General features: G+C 64.2%; 17 protein-coding genes. 6 read left to right on the plus strand and 11 right to left on the minus strand.

Features of this window, described 5'->3' with window-relative positions:
* Positions 1 to 25 precede the first annotated feature (25 nt).
* The 7 genes from EMQ25_RS00825 to EMQ25_RS00855 all read right to left on the minus strand — a co-directional run bounded on the left by EMQ25_RS00825 (position 26) and on the right by EMQ25_RS00855 (position 7,788).
* Positions 26 to 2,365 (minus strand): AAA family ATPase, encoded by a 2,340-nt coding sequence (locus EMQ25_RS00825; protein ID WP_158625898.1) that lies wholly within the window; start codon positions 2,363 to 2,365, stop codon positions 26 to 28.
* A 171-nt stretch (positions 2,366 to 2,536) separates the two neighbouring features.
* A complete protein-coding gene (locus EMQ25_RS00830) occupies positions 2,537 to 2,782 on the minus strand; it encodes a hypothetical protein (RefSeq protein ID WP_127186659.1) in 246 nt (81 codons plus the stop codon).
* A gap of 28 nt (positions 2,783 to 2,810) precedes the next feature.
* Positions 2,811 to 3,470, minus strand: a complete 660-nt coding sequence (locus tag EMQ25_RS00835; protein WP_127186660.1) for a hypothetical protein — start codon at positions 3,468 to 3,470, stop codon at positions 2,811 to 2,813.
* Between the two features lie 744 nt (positions 3,471 to 4,214).
* A complete protein-coding gene (locus tag EMQ25_RS00840) occupies positions 4,215 to 5,501 on the minus strand; it encodes a tyrosine-type recombinase/integrase (RefSeq protein WP_127186661.1) in 1,287 nt (428 codons plus the stop codon).
* Positions 5,502 to 5,766: 265 nt separating this feature from the next.
* Positions 5,767 to 6,681: an SRPBCC family protein gene (locus EMQ25_RS00845; protein ID WP_127186662.1), complete on the minus strand. Its 915-nt coding sequence runs from the start codon at positions 6,679 to 6,681 to the stop codon at positions 5,767 to 5,769.
* Positions 6,678 to 7,019 carry an ArsR/SmtB family transcription factor gene (locus tag EMQ25_RS00850; protein WP_127186663.1) on the minus strand — a complete coding sequence of 114 codons (342 nt, stop codon included), beginning with the start codon at positions 7,017 to 7,019 and terminating at the stop codon, positions 6,678 to 6,680. The genes EMQ25_RS00845 and EMQ25_RS00850 overlap by 4 nt, the downstream gene beginning before the upstream one ends.
* A gap of 94 nt (positions 7,020 to 7,113) precedes the next feature.
* Positions 7,114 to 7,788 (minus strand): cysteine hydrolase family protein, encoded by a 675-nt coding sequence (locus EMQ25_RS00855; RefSeq protein ID WP_127186664.1) that lies wholly within the window; start codon positions 7,786 to 7,788, stop codon positions 7,114 to 7,116.
* A gap of 221 nt (positions 7,789 to 8,009) precedes the next feature.
* Between EMQ25_RS00855 and EMQ25_RS00860 the strand changes: the two genes are divergently transcribed.
* From EMQ25_RS00860 to EMQ25_RS00885, 6 genes are all read left to right on the plus strand, one after another.
* Positions 8,010 to 8,684 (plus strand): cyclase family protein, encoded by a 675-nt coding sequence (locus EMQ25_RS00860; RefSeq protein ID WP_127186665.1) that lies wholly within the window; start codon positions 8,010 to 8,012, stop codon positions 8,682 to 8,684.
* 233 nt (positions 8,685 to 8,917) lie between these two features.
* Positions 8,918 to 9,928: a TRAP transporter substrate-binding protein gene (locus EMQ25_RS00865; RefSeq protein WP_158625899.1), complete on the plus strand. Its 1,011-nt coding sequence runs from the start codon at positions 8,918 to 8,920 to the stop codon at positions 9,926 to 9,928.
* Positions 9,929 to 9,998: 70 nt separating this feature from the next.
* On the plus strand, positions 9,999 to 11,294 hold the full coding sequence (locus tag EMQ25_RS00870; protein ID WP_127186667.1) for a TRAP transporter large permease: 1,296 nt from the start codon (positions 9,999 to 10,001) through the stop codon (positions 11,292 to 11,294).
* Positions 11,291 to 11,800, plus strand: a complete 510-nt coding sequence (locus EMQ25_RS00875; protein WP_127186668.1) for a TRAP transporter small permease — start codon at positions 11,291 to 11,293, stop codon at positions 11,798 to 11,800. Before EMQ25_RS00870 ends, EMQ25_RS00875 begins: the two co-directional genes overlap by 4 nt.
* A gap of 15 nt (positions 11,801 to 11,815) precedes the next feature.
* Positions 11,816 to 12,589: an SDR family NAD(P)-dependent oxidoreductase gene (locus tag EMQ25_RS00880; protein ID WP_127186669.1), complete on the plus strand. Its 774-nt coding sequence runs from the start codon at positions 11,816 to 11,818 to the stop codon at positions 12,587 to 12,589.
* Between the two features lie 74 nt (positions 12,590 to 12,663).
* Positions 12,664 to 14,046 (plus strand): NAD(P)H-dependent oxidoreductase, encoded by a 1,383-nt coding sequence (locus EMQ25_RS00885; RefSeq protein WP_127186670.1) that lies wholly within the window; start codon positions 12,664 to 12,666, stop codon positions 14,044 to 14,046.
* A gap of 91 nt (positions 14,047 to 14,137) precedes the next feature.
* On the opposite strand, the gene EMQ25_RS00890 is transcribed toward EMQ25_RS00885, so the two are convergent.
* The 4 genes from EMQ25_RS00890 to EMQ25_RS00905 all read right to left on the minus strand — a co-directional run bounded on the left by EMQ25_RS00890 (position 14,138) and on the right by EMQ25_RS00905 (position 18,166).
* Complete coding sequence (locus EMQ25_RS00890) at positions 14,138 to 15,169, minus strand: 4-hydroxythreonine-4-phosphate dehydrogenase PdxA (protein WP_127186671.1); 1,032 nt, start codon at positions 15,167 to 15,169, stop codon at positions 14,138 to 14,140.
* Positions 15,170 to 15,200: 31 nt separating this feature from the next.
* Positions 15,201 to 16,475 carry a TRAP transporter large permease gene (locus EMQ25_RS00895; RefSeq protein WP_127186672.1) on the minus strand — a complete coding sequence of 425 codons (1,275 nt, stop codon included), beginning with the start codon at positions 16,473 to 16,475 and terminating at the stop codon, positions 15,201 to 15,203.
* Between the two features lie 10 nt (positions 16,476 to 16,485).
* A complete protein-coding gene (locus EMQ25_RS00900; RefSeq protein ID WP_158625900.1) occupies positions 16,486 to 17,091 on the minus strand; it encodes a TRAP transporter small permease in 606 nt (201 codons plus the stop codon).
* A 76-nt stretch (positions 17,092 to 17,167) separates the two neighbouring features.
* Complete coding sequence (locus tag EMQ25_RS00905; protein WP_127186674.1) at positions 17,168 to 18,166, minus strand: TRAP transporter substrate-binding protein; 999 nt, start codon at positions 18,164 to 18,166, stop codon at positions 17,168 to 17,170.
* Between the last annotated feature and the right edge of the window lie 35 nt (positions 18,167 to 18,201).

An 18,201-nucleotide genomic window follows, 5' to 3' on the forward strand; every position in this document is an offset into this window, starting at 1 on the left:
TTCCGCTGCTTCTAACATGTTGATTTCACTCAAAAACATTTGTCCCTAACGCTCTTCCACCATCTTCCGCGCTACCTTTCGGCGAAGCCTCTTCCGGTAAGATTTCGGAGAAAGCGGAAGATGGCGAATTCCGCCTTTTTGGCCGCCAGAAACCCGACGCGGGTCGCTCAACCAAGCGCTTCTTCTCAAGATTTTTGAGATGCGTGCGCACGGTCTCAGCGCGCATTTCGTGGCCCTGAGCGTTCATATGGTCCGCGATTGCGGACTGCCGAATGCCCTTACCGGACGACAGCCCAGCGGGAGCAAGCTCAGTCAGGGCGTCCAGCACGATCTGCTCTGTAGGCGTGGCGGTCCCGACCGGCACCTCATGCCGGGCCAGGAGCTCGATCGTGCAGGAGGTGACGGCATCCCCCTCCGCATCGACGCCCAGCTCTACGGGCACCAGCATGAAGGCGGTACGGTAGGACTTGTCGACGTCGCGCTGTTTGGTCACTTCGATCTGGCCATCGGTGATTTCGATTTCTGTGTCTGTCGCAGCGCGCAGCAGGGAATGGCCTCGAGCGCCGCGCGCCTGGTCTTTACCCGAATGGTGCACGACCAGAACATGCGCACCGGTGGCTTTGCGGATTTGGTCGAAGTGCTTGACCATGGCGCCCATGTCGGTGGAGCCGTTCTCTTCGCCGCCGGCCATGACGCGCGACAGCGTATCGACGACCAGAAGCACAAGCGGCCGATCGAGGGCCTTTATCGTCGCGATGAGGGGTTGAAGGTCCGCATCCGGTCGCAACAGGTCGAGGCTGCTGAGATGAAGATGGAAGTCCACATTGGCTGAAGTCTCCGGGTAGCGCCGCAGGAGCGCCGCGGCTCTCTTCCGGGCGCCGGCACCGCCCTCCGCTGCCACATAGAGCACGACGCCCTGTGTCGTGCGCATGCCGCCCCAAGGCATGCCAGCGGCAACGCAAAAGCCGATGTCCATCGCGACGAAGGTTTTACCGACGTTGGACGGCCCGTAGAGGACCGAAAGGGCTGACTGGTCGAGGAGGCCCTTTACCAGCGGCTTCGTCGACTGCTCTGACCATGACGCGGCAGCGTCGGAGAGCGTGACGAGCGGCAGCAATGCGGGCCCGGCGGGCCCTTTGCCATCTGATGCGGCTGGGCTTGTCGATAGTGACGCCTCTGCCGAGATAGGCTCGAAATAGTCTTCTGGCGACGGCGCCAGACTGTAGTCGATGCCGCCGTGCGCAAGGCTGCGGATCCGGATCGGGCTGGCGTCCGTGTAGATGATCGCCATGTTTCGCCCGCCACCATAATCGGGCTCGAGCGGATCTGCGCAGGTCTTCCGATGAAACTCCTTCGGCGAGGCGAGGATCTCGCGCGCGGTGACGACGCTCCCGTCATCGAGGACGATCTCAGCGTCTCCGCCCAGCTCCTGGCGGTCAATCAGCTGGTTGACTTGCCTTCGCGCGGTCTCCGGATCGATCCCCCGTGCCACCTTCGCTTCGAATAGCTTCTGCCCGTGGCGAGCTTTGGCTTCGGCGGCCTCTGGTGCAAGCCTGGCTTCCATTGCGGCCGTCATGCGGTCGAGCTTGGCGAGCTCTTCTTCGGTGAGCGGCTCGAGGCTGTAGACGTCAAGCATGCCGCCGGGCGACAGCTGCGGCCGGCGTGCGTCCGGTGCGTAGGCGAGGCCCTCGCCCAGGACCGCGCCAGCTTCGTAAAACAACCGGCTTGAGGCCTTCGACGCTTCAACGTCGAAGATCGTCCGCGGCAGGATCTTGCCTGATGCGGTGATCTTGCCCCAGAGTAGGCCCTCGAGCATCAGACGCTGCGCCAGGATTTCGACGAACGCTTGAACGCCGCTCCCATCGTTCGCGATGAAGAAACGATGCTGCCCGGTTTGTGTGGGTTCGGCGACGCTGCCTTCGACAACAACGCCGCTCGAGGCCGACGGACGAATGAGGCAAGCGGCTGACGTAAACGCAGGAGAAGCCAATTCCAGCGCCTTCGTGAGACCGCCAATTTTGGCGAGGCGCTGCTTGAGGTCGGGCGAAAATTCGCCAGTGTCGAAATCCATCGCGAAGAGGGCAGGGCCGTTGACCGGCGGGAAGAAATCCTCGGTTCGGGCAATCGCCCCGGGGTGCTCGTCCAGTTCGCTTTTTGTGACGATCGGCCAGGTATCAGAGCCGGACGGGGGCGGTGCGCAGATGATCGCCTCGTTATCGGACAGATCTCGCAGGGCCTCGCTGAGCTGCTGCAGCTTCTCGAATGGGGCGCCCCTCAGCGTCAGCCGGCGGGCTGTCCCTTGCGCCATTCCGCCGGCGCTCTTCTTTTCGATCCGGCCGCCCTCCAATCGCAGCGACTTCGTCATGAGGGTTGGGCTCTGGACTATCGTCAGCGCCACGTCGGGATGGGTTTTGGGGTCCGGGAACAGATCGATGACAGACGCGCCTTGTTGCCTCGCCGTGTCAGTTGGCCTATGCTGCTGAAGCATTGGAAGACCTTTCAGGCCGGCCGCTCATTGCCGTGAGCGCCGGCCGCTTTATTTGGTGTTATCGACGACAAGCCGCAGGCGCGCCGGCTCTTTGCGCGCGCGACGTCGGCGAGCGAGGTCAGCGGCGATCGCGCGAAACAGGCTCTCTTCGGTGACCATGATCCGGCATCCGATCCGGACCACGTCCAACCGTCCATCATCGGCCCGCTCCCAAGCCCAGGCGTAGGACCGACGGGCCAGGGTGGCGGCTTCTTTAAGTGCGAGCAATTGCGGTCGCTGTGTGGGCTGTGCCATGGCTCTCCCTCTGGTTTTCACGGCACTATCAGGTCGAGCCTTGTGCGATGCGAGGGGAGAAGCGCTGAGGCGATTTCGAACTCCGGCGCAGCGCGGCACGCTGATCCGCCTCGCGCATGAGCGTTGAATAGGCGTCGGCCACTGACTTAATCAGCTCGAAAGATGTGCCACTGGACCGGCGCAGCACATGCTTTTTGACCAGACGGGCTACGGCATGCCGATCAATGCCGGGCCCCAGCCGCGAGCGCACTTCACGGAAGATGGAGTACAATGGAGCGCCGGGGTGCAGGGCCATTTGCTCGAAGAAAGTCGCGATCACTACGCCTTCGGCAATCGACTGGCGGGTCGTGTCCTTTGGAGGCCGGCGCTCCTCGGCAGTCGAGTTAGCGTATGCCAGCTCCTGGATCTGCAGGACATAATCGTCAATGAAGGCGTCCGGCATGTCAAAGAACGCCTTTGCGGCGTCAGCGCCAAAGCAGAGCTCGAGCAGATGGGGCAGATAGTGAGCCCGAACGTCTGCGGTTGAGAGTTTCCAGAGCCGAGGCTCGGAACGCACCCGGAGCGCCCCAAGGAAAGCCTCGGTTTCAGGGTTAGAACTCGTTCCGTCGTCTTCATCATAACGGCGCTTGAGCTCGTCGACATACCAGAGGAGTGCCGAGCCCTTCGGGGGATTGGTGGTCAGGCTCATGGTGCTACTCCTGCCACGCTGCTTGTGCGCGCTCGCGCCGCTTCGCTCTGGCCTCGCTTCCGCGACTGGAGGGAGACCACGGCTCAGCGCTGTCGACGTACCGGGCAAGGCTGTCCGTCTTGACCAAAGTGCGGCCGCCAAGGCGCACGAATTCCAACCGGCCTTCAGCCTGAGCTCGATACAGATTGGCAGGCGACTGGCCAGTGATGGCGGCGGCCGACCGTAGTGGGTGTAGGGGGAGCGTGCGCCAATCTCCCGTGTTGGAAGACTGCGCGATTGCGGTTTTTGGCATTCTTGAAACCCTCTATACGTGATCTGAGGGTTTCCAATGATAGTCCTGACGAGCGGCGTGTCAGCAACGCGTCTGCGACAAAAATTCTCGAGTTAGCGGACTGATTTGGCTGATCTATTCGGTATATTTCTCGGCCTATTTCGTCAGTAGCCCTGCCTCGCGCATTCGCCTTAAGATCCTCTCCAGCCGTTTCGCCCAGCGCTTGGGCGCAGTCATTTGTTGAGATTTCGCATCCCGAGCCGAGAGGCTGGCGATGTAGTTTCGTCGGACGCGGGCAAGATGGCCCCTGACGATGTCCACCGTCGGCAAAGTCGGCCCATCAGCCAACCCGGGAGGAGGCATGTCGGAAATGCCGTCGGCGTCCAAGTTTCTCCTCCGGCCTCGTATGCGGCCCTTAGTCGTGACTTTGTGCTTCGGGCCTGCCCTCAGCCGCGGGCGCCTCTTGTCTCTCATCAGCCCATCCCCAAGGTTGCCCGTCTGGCAAGCTCTTCCGTCATGTCGACGATGAATGCGGAATAGTGCCGCTCGATCATCTCGATCGATGTGTCATGCAGGCTTGCCACCAGCCGCACCGGAAGCCCGGCCCTGAGCCCGCGCACGATCGACGAATGGCGCAGCGCATACATGACAGTACCCGAAGGCAGTCCGGCCTTTGCGCACGCGGCCGCCCATGGTTTGTCGACTTCATATGCGCCCGCCCAGGGCCGGCGCTTGTCCCGTTCCCAGCGGAACGCTTCCGCTTTGCGGTAACCCCAGCGCTCGAGCAGGCAAGCGCTCGCCGGCCGATCGGTAGCGGCGGGCCGCAGCCGCTCGACCACGTCGTCGGAAAGGGGAATGGCCACGGGGGCCTTGGCCGCTGGCGTTCTGCCCTTGCGCGAACCGGGCATCAGGATCCTCCGATGCTCCGGCTGAAAGTGCGCGACCGTGGCGCTTGTCAGTTGAGAGAACCGCGCGCCGGTGGCGGCCGCCAGCATCACCAGCCTGCCGAAGTCGCCTTCGGGATCGACGTCAAAGGCCGCTTGCACGACAGACTGCACCTGCTTGTCGGTGAGCAACTGCTTGCGCGCGACATTCTCCACCCTGCCGGCCCGCGTTCCAATCCGGACTTCGTCCGACAGGTGTGGCGGCAACTCCCGGCGCCGGCTCTCGATCATGGCATTCAGAGCGGCCCGGAGGTCGTTCATCAACCGGTTGACGGTCGCTGGTGCGAGGGGCTCGACCCTCCCGTCTTCATGACGGGCCTTCGCGAGGCCGGCGCGCCAAGTCTCGATCGTGCCGGCCCTCAGTCTGGCAAGAGGGGTGTCGGCGAAGGCCTTGTCGGACAGGACATGCTTGGCGAGCCTTCCAGTCGCATTCTTCCCGTCCTGCGCAGAGCGGCGCTCTCGCATCGATGAGTAGGCTTCGACGGCCGATCGAACGGTCGGCCCGCCGCTGGCCTCCGACGCGGGAGCGGTGAGAGCTGCCGCCTGGCGTTGGCTCCAATCGAGAGCCGCGGCAACGGCCGCGCGGTATTTAAGGGCTCCCGGCGGCGCGCCCTCGTCGTCGGCATGGCCAAGCCTCTCCTCGAGGCGGCGCTTCTCGAGCACGATCTTCGCAATCCAGACGCCAGGCCCCTTGGCGCCCTTGCGATATCCGAGGCTGACGCCACCCCTACCACCGCTGACGCCATGCCAGTACGGGTTCTTGCGAGGCGCGAGTTTTGCGCGCTTGGCGATGGTGTCGATCTCAGACGCGCCCATTTTTCCCACACTGTCTTCCCACACTGCTATGTGGGATAGCATGGATAGCGCTGAACGCAAAGTCCAGCAAATGTCAGGCGGGACAGCGGCTTAATCGCTGTCATAGCTATACATGCTATCTCGGAGGTCTCCGGCACATTGCTCTCCGAAGGCAGAGGTCACAAGTTCGAATCTTGTCGGGTGCGCCATTTCATTGCGCTTCATGATGACGAATGCCGCCGCGGCCTTGGGGTCGCGGGGCGGGTTCTGGGCGAGGCGCGTCGCCTTAGCGTCCTGTGACGAAACGGTCGAGTTTGGCGAGGGTCTGGTGGCCGAGTTCGACGGCGCCCATGTCGCTCGCACTACGGAATTCTTCGGAAGAGCTGAAGACCATGCCGAGGGTCAGGGCGGTGGCGTCCCCATCGTCCTCGAAGGCGATCCAGGCGTCTGCGTGCTTGGGGCCGTTCTCGCCCCAGAGCAGGCCATAGGCGATGCGCTGTTCCGGGATCACCTCAAGGTAGCGGTGATGGTTGGGGAAGACCGTGCCGTCCGGCCCGATCATGTCGAAGACCCAGTCGCCGCCGCTGCGCAGGTCGATCCGGCTCGTGCGGCAGGTGAAGCCGTCCGGGCCCCACCATTGCGGCAATGCCTCGGGGTTGGCCCACGCAGCCCAGACGCGCGTCCGCGGTGCGGCGATCGTGCGGCGCAGGATCATCGTCCGTTCAGCGACGCCCGCCAGATTGTCGAGACCGCCGCCAAAGCCCTGGCGGTAGCCTTGTTCCATGTCGGTGCCTAGCGAGCAGAGCTGGACGGTCACCCGCAGGCGGCTGCGCTCATTGCTGCCTGAAAACTCGGCTGTCACCAGCGCGACCGACTGGGTGTTGCCGCCCGACGAGATCACCTCGTGATTGACGCTACACCTTTCGGGCTCGAGGGCGAGCCAGCCGACCTCGCACCTTATGTCGGGTTCGCCCGCGACCTTGCAGAGCGAGATTTCGCGCCCACCCACCTTGGTCTCGGCCTCGAGGAACTCGACTGTGACCGACGGGGTCGGCGCAGCCCAGACCGCGCGGGCGGCAGGCGCGGTCCAGGCGGCCCAGAGTGCGGAGGGCGGGGCGGCCACCTCGCGCTCGAAGGTCAGGGTCGCAAAGCGGTTGGCGGCGGCGTCCGGTGCCGCACGGGCTATCCTTGCGTTGGTCATTTCTTGTCCTCCTTCATCGTTCGCATGACAAAAGCGTCGAACCGGTCGAGGCGTGCATCCCAGATGGCGCGCTGCTGTTCGAGCCAGGTCCGCATGGGGTCGAGGGCCTCGGGCACGAGGGCGCAGGTCCGGATCCGTCCATCCTTCGTGGTGGTGATCAAGCCGGCCTCCTCGAGCACGGAAAGGTGCCGCATGACTGTCGGCAGGCGCAGCCCCGTCGGGGCCGCCAGATCTGTCACGCGGGCGGGCCGCTCGGCGAGCCGCGTCAGGATCGCGCGGCGTGTCGGGTCCGACAGCGCGTGAAAGAGCAGCGAGAGATCTCTGTCATGCTTAGCCATAATGCTAACTATACGACCCAGCAAAATTCCGGGCAAGTGAAAACTTCGCAACCCGGCTAACTATTGTCTACTGGCGCTGTCCGGCCCGCCGGCCTTATGGCGTTGTATGCGGAAGCGTCGCGAGACCTGATAGAACGGCGTCAGCATCGGCCAGAGCGCCGAAGATGCCGTTCTCCACGGTCACCATGTGCAAGGCCGCTTCATGGGCGTACTGGTCGCCGCTGGCGCAAGCGTCCGAAATCGTAAGGCACTGGAAATTGCGGTCGCACGCTTCGCGCAAGGTGGTGTGGACGCAGACGTCGGTCGTGCATCCGGAAAACAGCAGATGGGTGATGCCGCGCGCCCGCAGCACGTGTTCGAGATCTGTATAGGTGAAGGCGCTGTTGCAGGTCTTGTCGACGATGATGTCCTGGGGCTCCACGTCCAGTTCCGGTACGAGTTCAAAACCTCGGCTCGAACGCAGCAGCACGTCCGTGCCGGCGAGCCCCGAGCGCTCCCGGCGCCATTTTTCGTAAGGGGTCATGTCGGCGAGATCGGCCCGATAGCCCTGCCGGGTATGGATTATAGCAATGCCGGCCTTCCGACAGGCCGCGATCAGCCGATTGAGGGTCGGCAGGATGGCGCGCAGGGGGGAGGGATCATAACCCTGGCGGGCAAAATAGCCGTCGAGCGACAGGAAATCGCGCTGCATGTCGATGACGAGGAGCGCCGTCGCGCTCGGCGTCAGTCGGCCATCATAGGGATAGTTGAAGGGGCGGGCGGTAATCATCGCATTCTCCACGGGAGGAACGCGTCATCATGGCCGATACGGCAGAGAAAATCACCGATCCGAACATCGGCGTTGCGCTGCCATCCAAATCCTCTTTGCGCGGATCATATTTCCTGTAGGATATTCGGATAATGGAGGTCGTGGCCGCCCGAGAGGGGGCGGAACGCACATCTGGTAAGGCCCATGCCAATGAAATCCTGGGCGTCAGGGAGGAAAACTGCATGAAGATCGTCGACCTCAGCATGGCCATGGAGCCACATATGCGCTGGCCGGTGGATGTCGCGGTGAAGGGCGACATCGCTGCAGGCGATCAGTTCCGCGTGTCGCGTCTTTCGACGACCTGCCACGGCTTCACCCATGTCGATGCACAGGCCCATTTCATCGCCGGGGCGCCGACCATCGAAGCGACGCCGCTCGAAAAAGTGGTCGGACGTTGCCGCATCCTCGATCTGCGCGACGTGCAGGCGAACGAGGAGATCGGCGCTGCCCGACTGGCGGCAGCGGATCCGGGCGGGGCGGCGGGCGAGATACTCCTGCTCTCGAGCGGATGGGATCGGCAGCGCGACTACACGACCCGCGAGTTCTGGACCGACGCACCCTATCTCAATCGCGAAGCTGCCGAATGGCTTAAGGCGCAGGAGCCGAGCGCCATCGCCTTCGACTTTCCGCAGGACTATTCGATAAGGCTGCTGCTCGACGGCGTGATGGCCCCCACCGAAGAGCACGTGACCCATGATGTCTGCCTGCGCGCCGGGATCACGCTCATCGAATATCTGGTCAACACGTCCGGGCTCAGTGGGCCGTATTGCCTACTGAGCGCTGCGCCACTGAAGCTGCCGAACGCGGACGGATCGCCGGCACGCGTCTATGCCATCGAAGGGCTGCAGGGGCTCTGAGATCGGAACGGTCGGCGCTTGACCAAGCGCACATATCCTATATCATCCACGATTAATGGAGGATGCGGGCCGGGCAAAGGTTAAGGAGCCTTCGGGGGATTTGTCCCAGGACCGCGAATGGATCGGGCGAGCGCCCTTTCGAGATTTTGCGCCGGATGATCGTCCGGCAAAGACAGCGATCGCCATGGTGTAGTGCCGGGCGATCGGTTCGATGTGACCACAGGGGAGGAACCATGTCACAGAGTTTTCGTCTGAACCGCCGCGCCGTCATCGCGGGCGGACTTGCCGCACCTTTCGTGCTGCGCTCATCCTTTGCGATGGCTGCCACCGAACTGCGTCTCACCCATCCGGCTGATACGTCGCATCCGGTCCACACTGCCGCAGAGGAAATGGTCGGCCGGATCGCAGAGCGGACGGGCGGCGAGATCAACATCACGATCTTCCCGAACAATGCGCTGGGCTCGCCCACCGACACCGCCCAGCAGACCCGCATGGGCGCGATCGACTTCATCCTGATGAACCCCGCCAATATCGAGGCGCTCTCGAACAGCATCGGGGCGATCAACATCCCCTACCAGTTCGACGACTATGCCCATGCCCACCGCGTTCTCGACGAGACGGCTCGCGACTGGATCGAGGCGCAGCTGCTGACGGCCGGCTTCAGCTGGATCGCCAATTTCGAGTGGGGCTTCCGCGCGCTCTCCAACAGCCAGCGCCCGGTCAACACCCCCGAGGACGTGCAGGGCCTGCGCATCCGCGTTCCGCCCGAGCTCGCCATCAAGGCGGCGTTCGAAGCTCTCGGTGCCTCGACCCAGACGGTCGCCTTCCAGGAAGTCTATCTCGCGCTCGCGAACGGCCTCGTCGATGGGCAGGACAATCCGGTCTCGACGACCTTCGCCGCGAAATTCTACGAGGCGCAGGACCATCTGGCGCTGACCAAGCACATCTACGCCACCATCATGATGTGCGCCAATCCGCGGGTCTGGAACGACCGGCTGACCGAAGAGCAGCGCGCCATCATCAGCGAAGAGGCCGTCACGGCCGGCGCGACCGCGCGTGCGGAAGTCCAGAGCAGCGAAGAAGACTACATCGCGCAGATGGAAGAGATGGGCATCGCCGTCACGCGGCCCGAGGTTGAGCCTTTCCGCGCGCGCATGGAGCCGGCCTATGAGCAGCTCCGGGCGACGCTGGGCGAAGAGACCTGGACGACCTGGGCCGAACTCGTCGACGCCGCGCGGGCCTAAGCCGCGCTGAAATGCACCGGACCGGGCGCTATGGCGCTCGGTCCTTTCATATCGACCGGGGGCAAGGTCCATGTTCGCCGTTTCCATCATGCTGGCGATCTGCGTCGTCATTCTTTGCGGCATACCGATTGCGGTGGCGCTCGGTCTGGTCGCGGCGGTCACCATGGTTTTCACCATCGGACCCGACCTGCTCTTTATCTTCATCCAACGCACCTACGCCGGGACCACCTCCTTCCCGCTGCTCGCCATTCCGTTCTTCGTGCTGGCGGGCAACCTCATGAACATCGGCGGCACGACGGAGCGCATCTTCGCGGTCGCTCAACTGCTCGTGGGCCGTATCCGGGGCGGGCTGGCGCATGTGAACGTGCTCGGCAGCGTGATCTTCGCAGGCATGTCGGGTTCGGCCGTGGCCGATGCGGCCGGGATGGGCGTCATCCAGCAGCGGGCGATGACCAAGGCAGGCTACACCGCCCGCTATGCCGCGACGATCACCGCCACGTCTTCCACCATCGGGCCGATCATTCCGCCCTCGATCCCCTTCGTCATCTATGGCAGCCTCGCCAACGTCTCGGTCGGCGCGCTCTTTCTGGCCGGGATCATCCCCGGTCTCGTCATGGCCGGCTCGCTGATGATCGCCATCGCGATTGCCGCCAGATACATGAACCTGCCGCGCGGCGAGGGCTTCCCGCCGCTAGGCGAAGCGGCGCAGGCCATCTTGCGGGCCCTGCCGGCGCTCATGCTGCCTCCTGCGATCCTTGCCGTCATCTTCACGGGCATCGCCACGCCGACCGAGGCCGCCGTGGTGGCGGCCGGCTTTGCCTTCATCCTCGGGCGCTGGGTCTATCGCGAGCTCGCCTATGCCGACGTGGTCAAGGTGATCTGGGAAAGCGCGCGCCAGACCGCGCAGGTGATGTTCATCATCGCGCTGTCGGCGCCCTTCGGCTGGGTGCTGATCCAGCAGCAGATACCGAACGCGATCCTCGAGGCGCTGCTCGGCATTTCGAGCGAAGCCTGGGTCGTGCTGCTCATCATCAACATCGTGCTGCTCATCCTGGGCATGTTCATCGAGGGCATCGCGCTCATGATCATAGCCTATCCGGTGCTGATGCCGGTGGTGTTGAGCCTCGGGATCGACCCGATCCATTTCGGCGTCATTCTCGTCCTCAACCTGATGATCGGGCTGGTGACGCCGCCGGTGGGGCTCTGCCTCTACGTCGTGGCGGGGATCGCGAAAGTCTCGATTGCCGACATCACGCGGGAAATCTGGCCCTATCTGCTGGGTCTGATCATCAGCCTCATGCTGGTCACCTACATCCCGCAAATCTCGCTCTGGCTGCCCAATTTGTTCGGATATGGTCTCAGATGATGATGCGCATCCTTGGCTCAATCGATCGCGTGATCGGCTTTCTTTGCAAATATCTGAGCATCGCGATGCTGGTCGCGCTGTTCATTCTGCTGGGCCTGTCGATTATCCTGCGGCTCGTGCCCCTCTTCACCATCAGTGGCTATGACGAGGTGGTCGAGTTCCTGTTCATCTGGATCATCGTGCTGACCACAGTCGCGCTCTGGCGGGAAGGCGGGCTCTATCGCGTTTCTCTGTTCGAGAATCTCCTGCCACAGGCAGGACAGCTGGTGCTGTCGGTCATCATCAACCTCGCCATGCTCGGCTTTGCGCTGATGCTCGCATGGTATGGCTGGCAGTTTGCCGCGAATGCCGGTGAGACGACCCCGTTTCTCCGGATGAACAAGGTCTACTGGCACGCTGCGCTGCCGGTGGGCGGAATTCTGATGTCGATCTACAGCGTGGTCTGGCTCTGGCGCGTCGTCGCCGAGCGCCGGACGCTTGCGCAGGACAACAATCTGATCGGCTGACAAGTGGAGAGAAATATGGGTCGCGTTGAAGGCAGGGTGGCAATCGTCACCGGTGGAGCCGGTGGTATCGGGTCTGCAATCGGAACTGTGCTGTGCAAAGAGGGCGCCAGCGTCCTCTTCGTCGATGCGGACGCCGATGCGCTCGCAGGGGTTGCGGATGAACTGCGCTCCGCGCAGGCCGATGCGCGGTTCTCGACGCTTGTCGCCGATGTCGGCGAAGAGGCGAGCGCTGCGAGGATCGTCGAGGCGGCCCGCGCCGAGCTCGGGCAGATCGACACCCTCGTCAACTGCGCCGGCATGCGGTCCTACGAGCCTCTGGCAGAGGCCAGGACCGAGACCTGGAACCGCATCCTCGAGGTCAATCTGCTGAGCTATGCCTGGTTGACCCAGGCGGCGATCGGAGATCTGCGGGCCTCGGGGCGCGGCAGCGTGATCAACGTCTCGTCCACCCACGCGGTCAATCCGCGGGCCGGGATGGGCCAGTACGACGTGACCAAGGCCGGCATCGTATCGATGACCAAGACGCTCGCCTTCGAAGAGGCCAAGCACGGGATTCGCGTCAACGCCGTCTGTCCGGGCCTCACCTTCACCCCCTTCCACCGCAAGCGCGCGGAAGCGGCGGGCCGTACCCAGGCCGATATCGATCGCGAGGCGCAGGGCGGATGCCTGATGGGCCGCTGGGCCGATCCGATGGAGATGGCGTACCCTGTCCTCTGGCTCGCCTCCGATGAAGCGTCCTACATGACCGCATCGGTCATCATGGTGGATGGCGGACGCTTCGTGCTCTGACACTCAGTTTGATGCGGCGGGGACGTGTCTGACGTCCCGCCGCGTCACGACCTGGACCGGCGCGGAGGGCACCGATGAATTTCCATACCTATTTCAAGGGCGCAGAGCCGGTCGAAACCTGCATCGTGGGGACGGGCAGCTTCGGTCGCAGCTTCCTCGTGCAGAGCCGGCGCGTGCCGCTCATGAACACGCGGATCGCCATCGATGTGTCGGCCGAGACGGCGGCCCGCGCCATCGCCTCGATCGGCGTTGCGGAAGGCGAGATTGCCATCTGCCGCAGTCGCGAGGAGGCCGCAGCCGCCTGGGCTACGGGCAAGCACATCGCGGCGGATGACATCGCGATCGTCCTCGAGCTGCCGTTCGGCGTCGTGGTCGAGGCCACGGGCCATCCCGAGGCGGGCGCGCGCCATGCCCGGCTCGCGATCGAAGCGGGCAAGCATGTCGTGATGGTCTCCAAGGAAGCCGACAGCGTCGTGGGGCCCGGCCTCGCGCTCCTCGCGCAGCAGCAGGGCGTCGTGATCACCCCTGTGGACGGGGACCAGCCCAGCCTCCTCGTTGATCTCGTGACATGGGCCGAGCTTCTCGGCTTCGAGATCATCGCGGCAGGGAAGTCGAGCGAATACGATTTCGTGCACGATCCGGCCGCCGGCACGCTGACGAGCAATGGGGTCGTGATCGACGCCATGGGCTTTGCGGGCCTCGAGCGCCTGCGCGAGGCGGGTGCAGCCGATCTGCTGGAGGCCCGGTCGCGGGCCGCGTCCGCCTTCAAGCAACACCTGACGCCCGATCTCTGCGAAATGTCACTGGTTGCCAATGCGACGGGGCTACGGTTCGACCGCGACACATTCCATGCGCCGATCGCGCGCATCGGTGAGGTGCCGAGTTTTCTGTCCTTGAAGGAAGATGGCGGGGTTCTCGACGCTGGCCGGTCGCTCGAGGTCTTCCACTGCCTGCGCGCTCCCGATGAGGTGAGCTTTGCAGGCGGCGTCTTCGTCGTCGTGCGCTGCGAGGACGAGGAAAGCTGGACGCTCCTGGCCGACAAGGGCCATGTCGTGAGCCGCACCGGCGCAACCGCGATGATCTACAATCCCCGTCACCTGCTCGGGCTGGAGGCTGCGACCAGCGTGCTCGCTGCAGCGGCGCGAGGTGTTTCGCAGGGCATGGCCGAGCCGCAGCATTTCGTCGATCTCGTCGCGCGGGCGGATGTCGACCTGCCAGCAGGCACCGTGCTGACGGCCGCGGGCCACCACCATGAAATCGAAGGGGTCTCTGCGGCGATCCTCCCGGCTTGTGCCTTGGGGCCGCAGGCGCCGGTGCCATTCTACCTTGCGGCGAACCGTCCGCTGCTTCGGCCCGTCAAAGCGGGAAAGACGATCGTGCTGGAAGATGTCGAACTCGACGAGGCCTCCGACCTCTTGAAGCTGAGGCGGCTGCAGGACGCGCATTTCTTCGGCTAGAGCGCCTGGGGTCCTGATCAACGCAAAGAGGCGGCGCTTCATCGAGCGCCGCCTCTTTCCATTTGGAATGGTCGAGGGCTTCTTACCCCGATCAGGCCGTGGCCCGGCCGCGCAGGGCCATACGCGAAGCGAGCAGCAGCGCCTGGACGCTGGCGCCGACATCGGCAATGCCCTGGCCGGCAATGTCGTAGGCCGTGCCATGGGCCGGCGTGCAGATGGGGAAGGGGAAACCCCCGATCAGCGTCACGCCCAGATCAAAGCCCATCATCTTCATCGCGATCTGACCCTGGTCGTGATACATGGTCAGCACCGCATTGCACTGTCCCTTGCGGGCGCGCAGAAAGACCGTGTCCGAGGGCCAGGGCCCATCGACCGGCAGGCCCTGGGCGATGGCGTCGGCCACGGCGGGTTCGAGGATTTCGATCTCCTCACGGCCGAAATTTCCCCCATCCCCGGCATGGGGATTGAGCGCTGCAAGAGCGATTCTCGGGGCCTCGACGCCGGCGAGCCGCATGGTGTCGTAGGTGAACTGCAACTCGGCGAGGATGGCCTCGCGGCTGATCGCAGCAGCGACCTGGGAGAGCGGGATGTGGCTCGTCACACGCGCGTTCCAAACCTCCGGCAACACGTTGAATTCCTTGGCCGCGCCCGACCAACCGAGCTCCGCGCGCACGAAGCGGCTCTCGTCATCATAGTCGGTGTTGACCGCACGCATGGCCTGCTTGTTGAAGGGGGTGAAGCAGACCGCCTCCGCCTTGCCGCCCGCCGCATGGCGGAGCGCATGACGGAAATTGTCGGTGGCGAACGCCCCGCCAATGGCGCTTGCCGTCGCCGGCGGTACGTCGGTGGGATCGAGATTGCCCAGATCGACGAGCACCGGCCGGCCCGTGCCGGCTGCGGCCGCGTCCTCAACCGAGCCGACCACAGCGATGTCGAGCGTGACGCCCCCGATTTCAGCCCCTCTCTCGAGAACGCGGCGGTCGCCAAACACCGTCAGGGCTGCCGCATCGGTGACCGCCTCGGTGGCGAGGAGCTTGGCCGTCAGTTCGGGGCTGATGCCCGCCGGATCGCCCATGGCAAGGGCGATGGCGGGGCGGGGGCCGGCGGGGGTTGTCGCGGTCATGAGATCGCAGCTCCGTTGATTGATTGAGCGTCTAGCGCAGCATCCGGGGCAGCCAGAGCGTGAGATCGGGCCAGACCGTGATGATGAAGAGAGCAAGGAAGAGCGGGATGTAGAAGGGCATCACCGCTCTCAGAACCGTCCACATGGAAATCCTCGCGACGTCCGACAGCATGAAGAGCGCGAGCCCGAGCGGTGGGGTCAAAAGCCCGATCATCAGGTTGAACACGAAGATGATCCCCAGATGCACCGGGTCGACGCCGGCCATGACGAGCGGCGCGGAGACGAGCGGCGCGACGAGCAGCGTCGCGGTCGTGCTGTCGAGGAACATGCCGACCAGCAGCAGCAGCACGTTGACCAGCAGCAGCAGCACGAGCGGCTCGGTCGAGATCGAGAGAAGCGTGCGCGTGAATATCTGCGGTAGCTGTTCCACCGCCATCACCCAGCCAAAGAGCGCCGCCGCCGAAACGATGATGAGGACGGCCGATGTGGTCTTGACGGTTTCAAACAGCGCGAACCGGAACCGCTGCCAGGTGAGGCCGCGATAGATGAAGAGCGCGATGACGAGGACGTAGGCGACCGTGACCGAGGCGGCTTCGGTGGGGGTGAAGAGCCCGTTCAGCATGCCGCCGACGAGCAGCACCGGCGCGAGGAGCGCGGGCAGGGCCTTGATGAAGGTGGTCCAGACTTCGCGTATCGTGGGCCAACGGGCCGAGCGCGGGTGCTTGTGGCGGACCGAGAACCACGCAACGAACGCCATCAGCAGCACGGTATACATGATGGCCGGCAGGATGCCGGCAACCAGCAGCTGGACGATCGAGACGCTCGTGACCGAGCCGTAGATGACGAGCGGAATGGACGGTGGGAAGATGGGCCCGACAATGGCCGAGGCACCGGTAACCGCGGCGGAATATGCGCGGCTGAAACCCACTTGTACCATGGCCTTGATCTGGATACGGCCGAGACCGCTGATATCGGCGAGCGCCGAGCCCGAGGTTCCCGAAAAGACCAGCGAGCCGATGACGTTGACCTGGGCGAGCCCGCCGGGGACCCGGCCGCCAAGGGTCTGGGCGAAGCGGTAGATATGGCCAGTGATGCCGGCCTGGTTCATCAGGCTGCCCACGAAGATGAAGACGGGCACGGCTACGAGCGGGAAGGAGTCGAGCGCGTAGGTCATGCGCTGGGCCATCAGCTCCATGGGGAAGCCGGCGAGGATCACGTATACGAGAGCGGGAACGGCGATGGCCACGACCACGGGAAACCCGAGGATGAACATAGCCATGAACGAAAGGATGATGATGATTGCCATGGCGCTGTTCTCAGACCTGCTTGTCGGCCGAAATTTCGAAATCGGCAGGCGGCTCGGCTTCCTGTGGGAAGGTGATGTAGAGCGGCCGGTTCTGCAGCACCTTGAGCAGCTGCACGCCGCATTCGATCGCGGTCATGGTGAAGCTCGCAAATGCGGCCCCGAGGAAAATCCAGTAGGGAATGCCGAGCGTCGGGGTCGAATTGCCCAGATTGCCGCGAATGGCGATGAAGCTCGCGATCGCCATGACCGAGAAGGTGGCGATGGCCGTCGCCGAGGCGAGGACTTTCAGCAGGCGCAGAACACGCTCGGGGAGCATGGCCACGAGCTCTTCCATGCGCACCGTGGCGCCGGAGGATACGACGTAGGGCAGTGCGAGGAAGACTGAGCAGATCAGCATGAAGCGCGTCAGTTCCTCCGCGCCCATGATCGGACGCGAGAAGATTTCGCGGGCGACCACCTGAATGAAGGGCAGCGAAACGAGCGCCACGAGCACGGCGAGGCTCGTGATCCTGAATACCCAGCGCAGGGGCTCGAGGGCGCGGTCGATCGCGTAGAGTCGGCTGTCGGCGGTCGCAAGAACACGCGGAGTGTCTGGCGCCGGTTGTGTGTTCTGCACGGGTTGCCTCTCAGGCATGCGGGGATTGGGTCGGCGCGAGGAGGGGCCGGGACGCTGGTCCCGGCCCGCCCGAACCTTACTGGATCGCCTGGATCCGTTCGATCAGCGGACCCCAGCTGGGGTAATCCGCTGCGACCTGTGCGGACACGGCGGTGCGGAAGGCCTCGACATCGAGCCCGTCATCGGCCGTGATGAAGGTCATGCCCTTGTCGGTCAGCTCCTGGATCAGGTCCTGCTCGGCGGCGAGGCCAAGCTCGAGCGTCTCTTCGCCGATCTCGGCTGCGACTTCGGACAGGATGGTGCGATCTTCTTCGGACAGGGACTGCCAGAAGGTCTCGTTGATGAAGACCGGCAGCACGTTCTGCATGTGAGCGGTCAGCATCGCATGGGTCTGCACTTCATAGAGCCGGTTGGCATTGATCATGGTCAGGGGATTTTCCTGCCCGATCACCATGCCGGTCATCAGCGCGGTGGGCAGCTCGGCCACTTCGACCGGGGTCGGCACTGCGCCCATGCCGTTGATCATGGTGGTCCAGAGCTGCATCGGGACGCCGCGGAAGCGCTCGCCGGCGAGATCGGCGGGCGAATAGACCGCCTTGTTGGCGGTCATCTGGCGCGCGCCGCGATAGAGCCGGCCGATGATGCGGATATTGGCTTCCTCGACGAGCTGCTCGGCGAGCTCCTGCATGATCTCGGAGTTCTGCGGGTCGGTTGCGGCCATTGCGTGGCTGCCGTCGCGATAGGCGAAGGGGGCAGCAAAGGCGGCGATATCGGGCATCAGGGTCGCAAGCGATGCGAACTCATGGTGAGCAAGCGGGATCGCGCCGCTGCGGACGCCGTCGACGGTTTCCTGAGCGCCGCCGAGCTGCGAGTTCGGGAACACCTGCACGGTGATCCGGCCGTCGGTCCGCTCGGCAACGCGCTCGGCGAATTCCTCGGCGTACCAGTACTGGATGTCGCCTTCCGAGCCCACATGGGCGTAGCGGATCGTGGTCTGCGCCATGGTCGCGCCGACCAGGGCGGCGGACATGGTCATCACGGCTGCGATGCGCGTGAAAGTCGCTCTCTTGTTCATCGAGTCCTCCTCCAAAACGGTTGCTTGGGTCCAAT

This window comes from Arsenicitalea aurantiaca (assembly GCF_003994485.1).
Lineage (GTDB): Bacteria > Pseudomonadota > Alphaproteobacteria > Rhizobiales > Devosiaceae > Arsenicitalea > Arsenicitalea aurantiaca.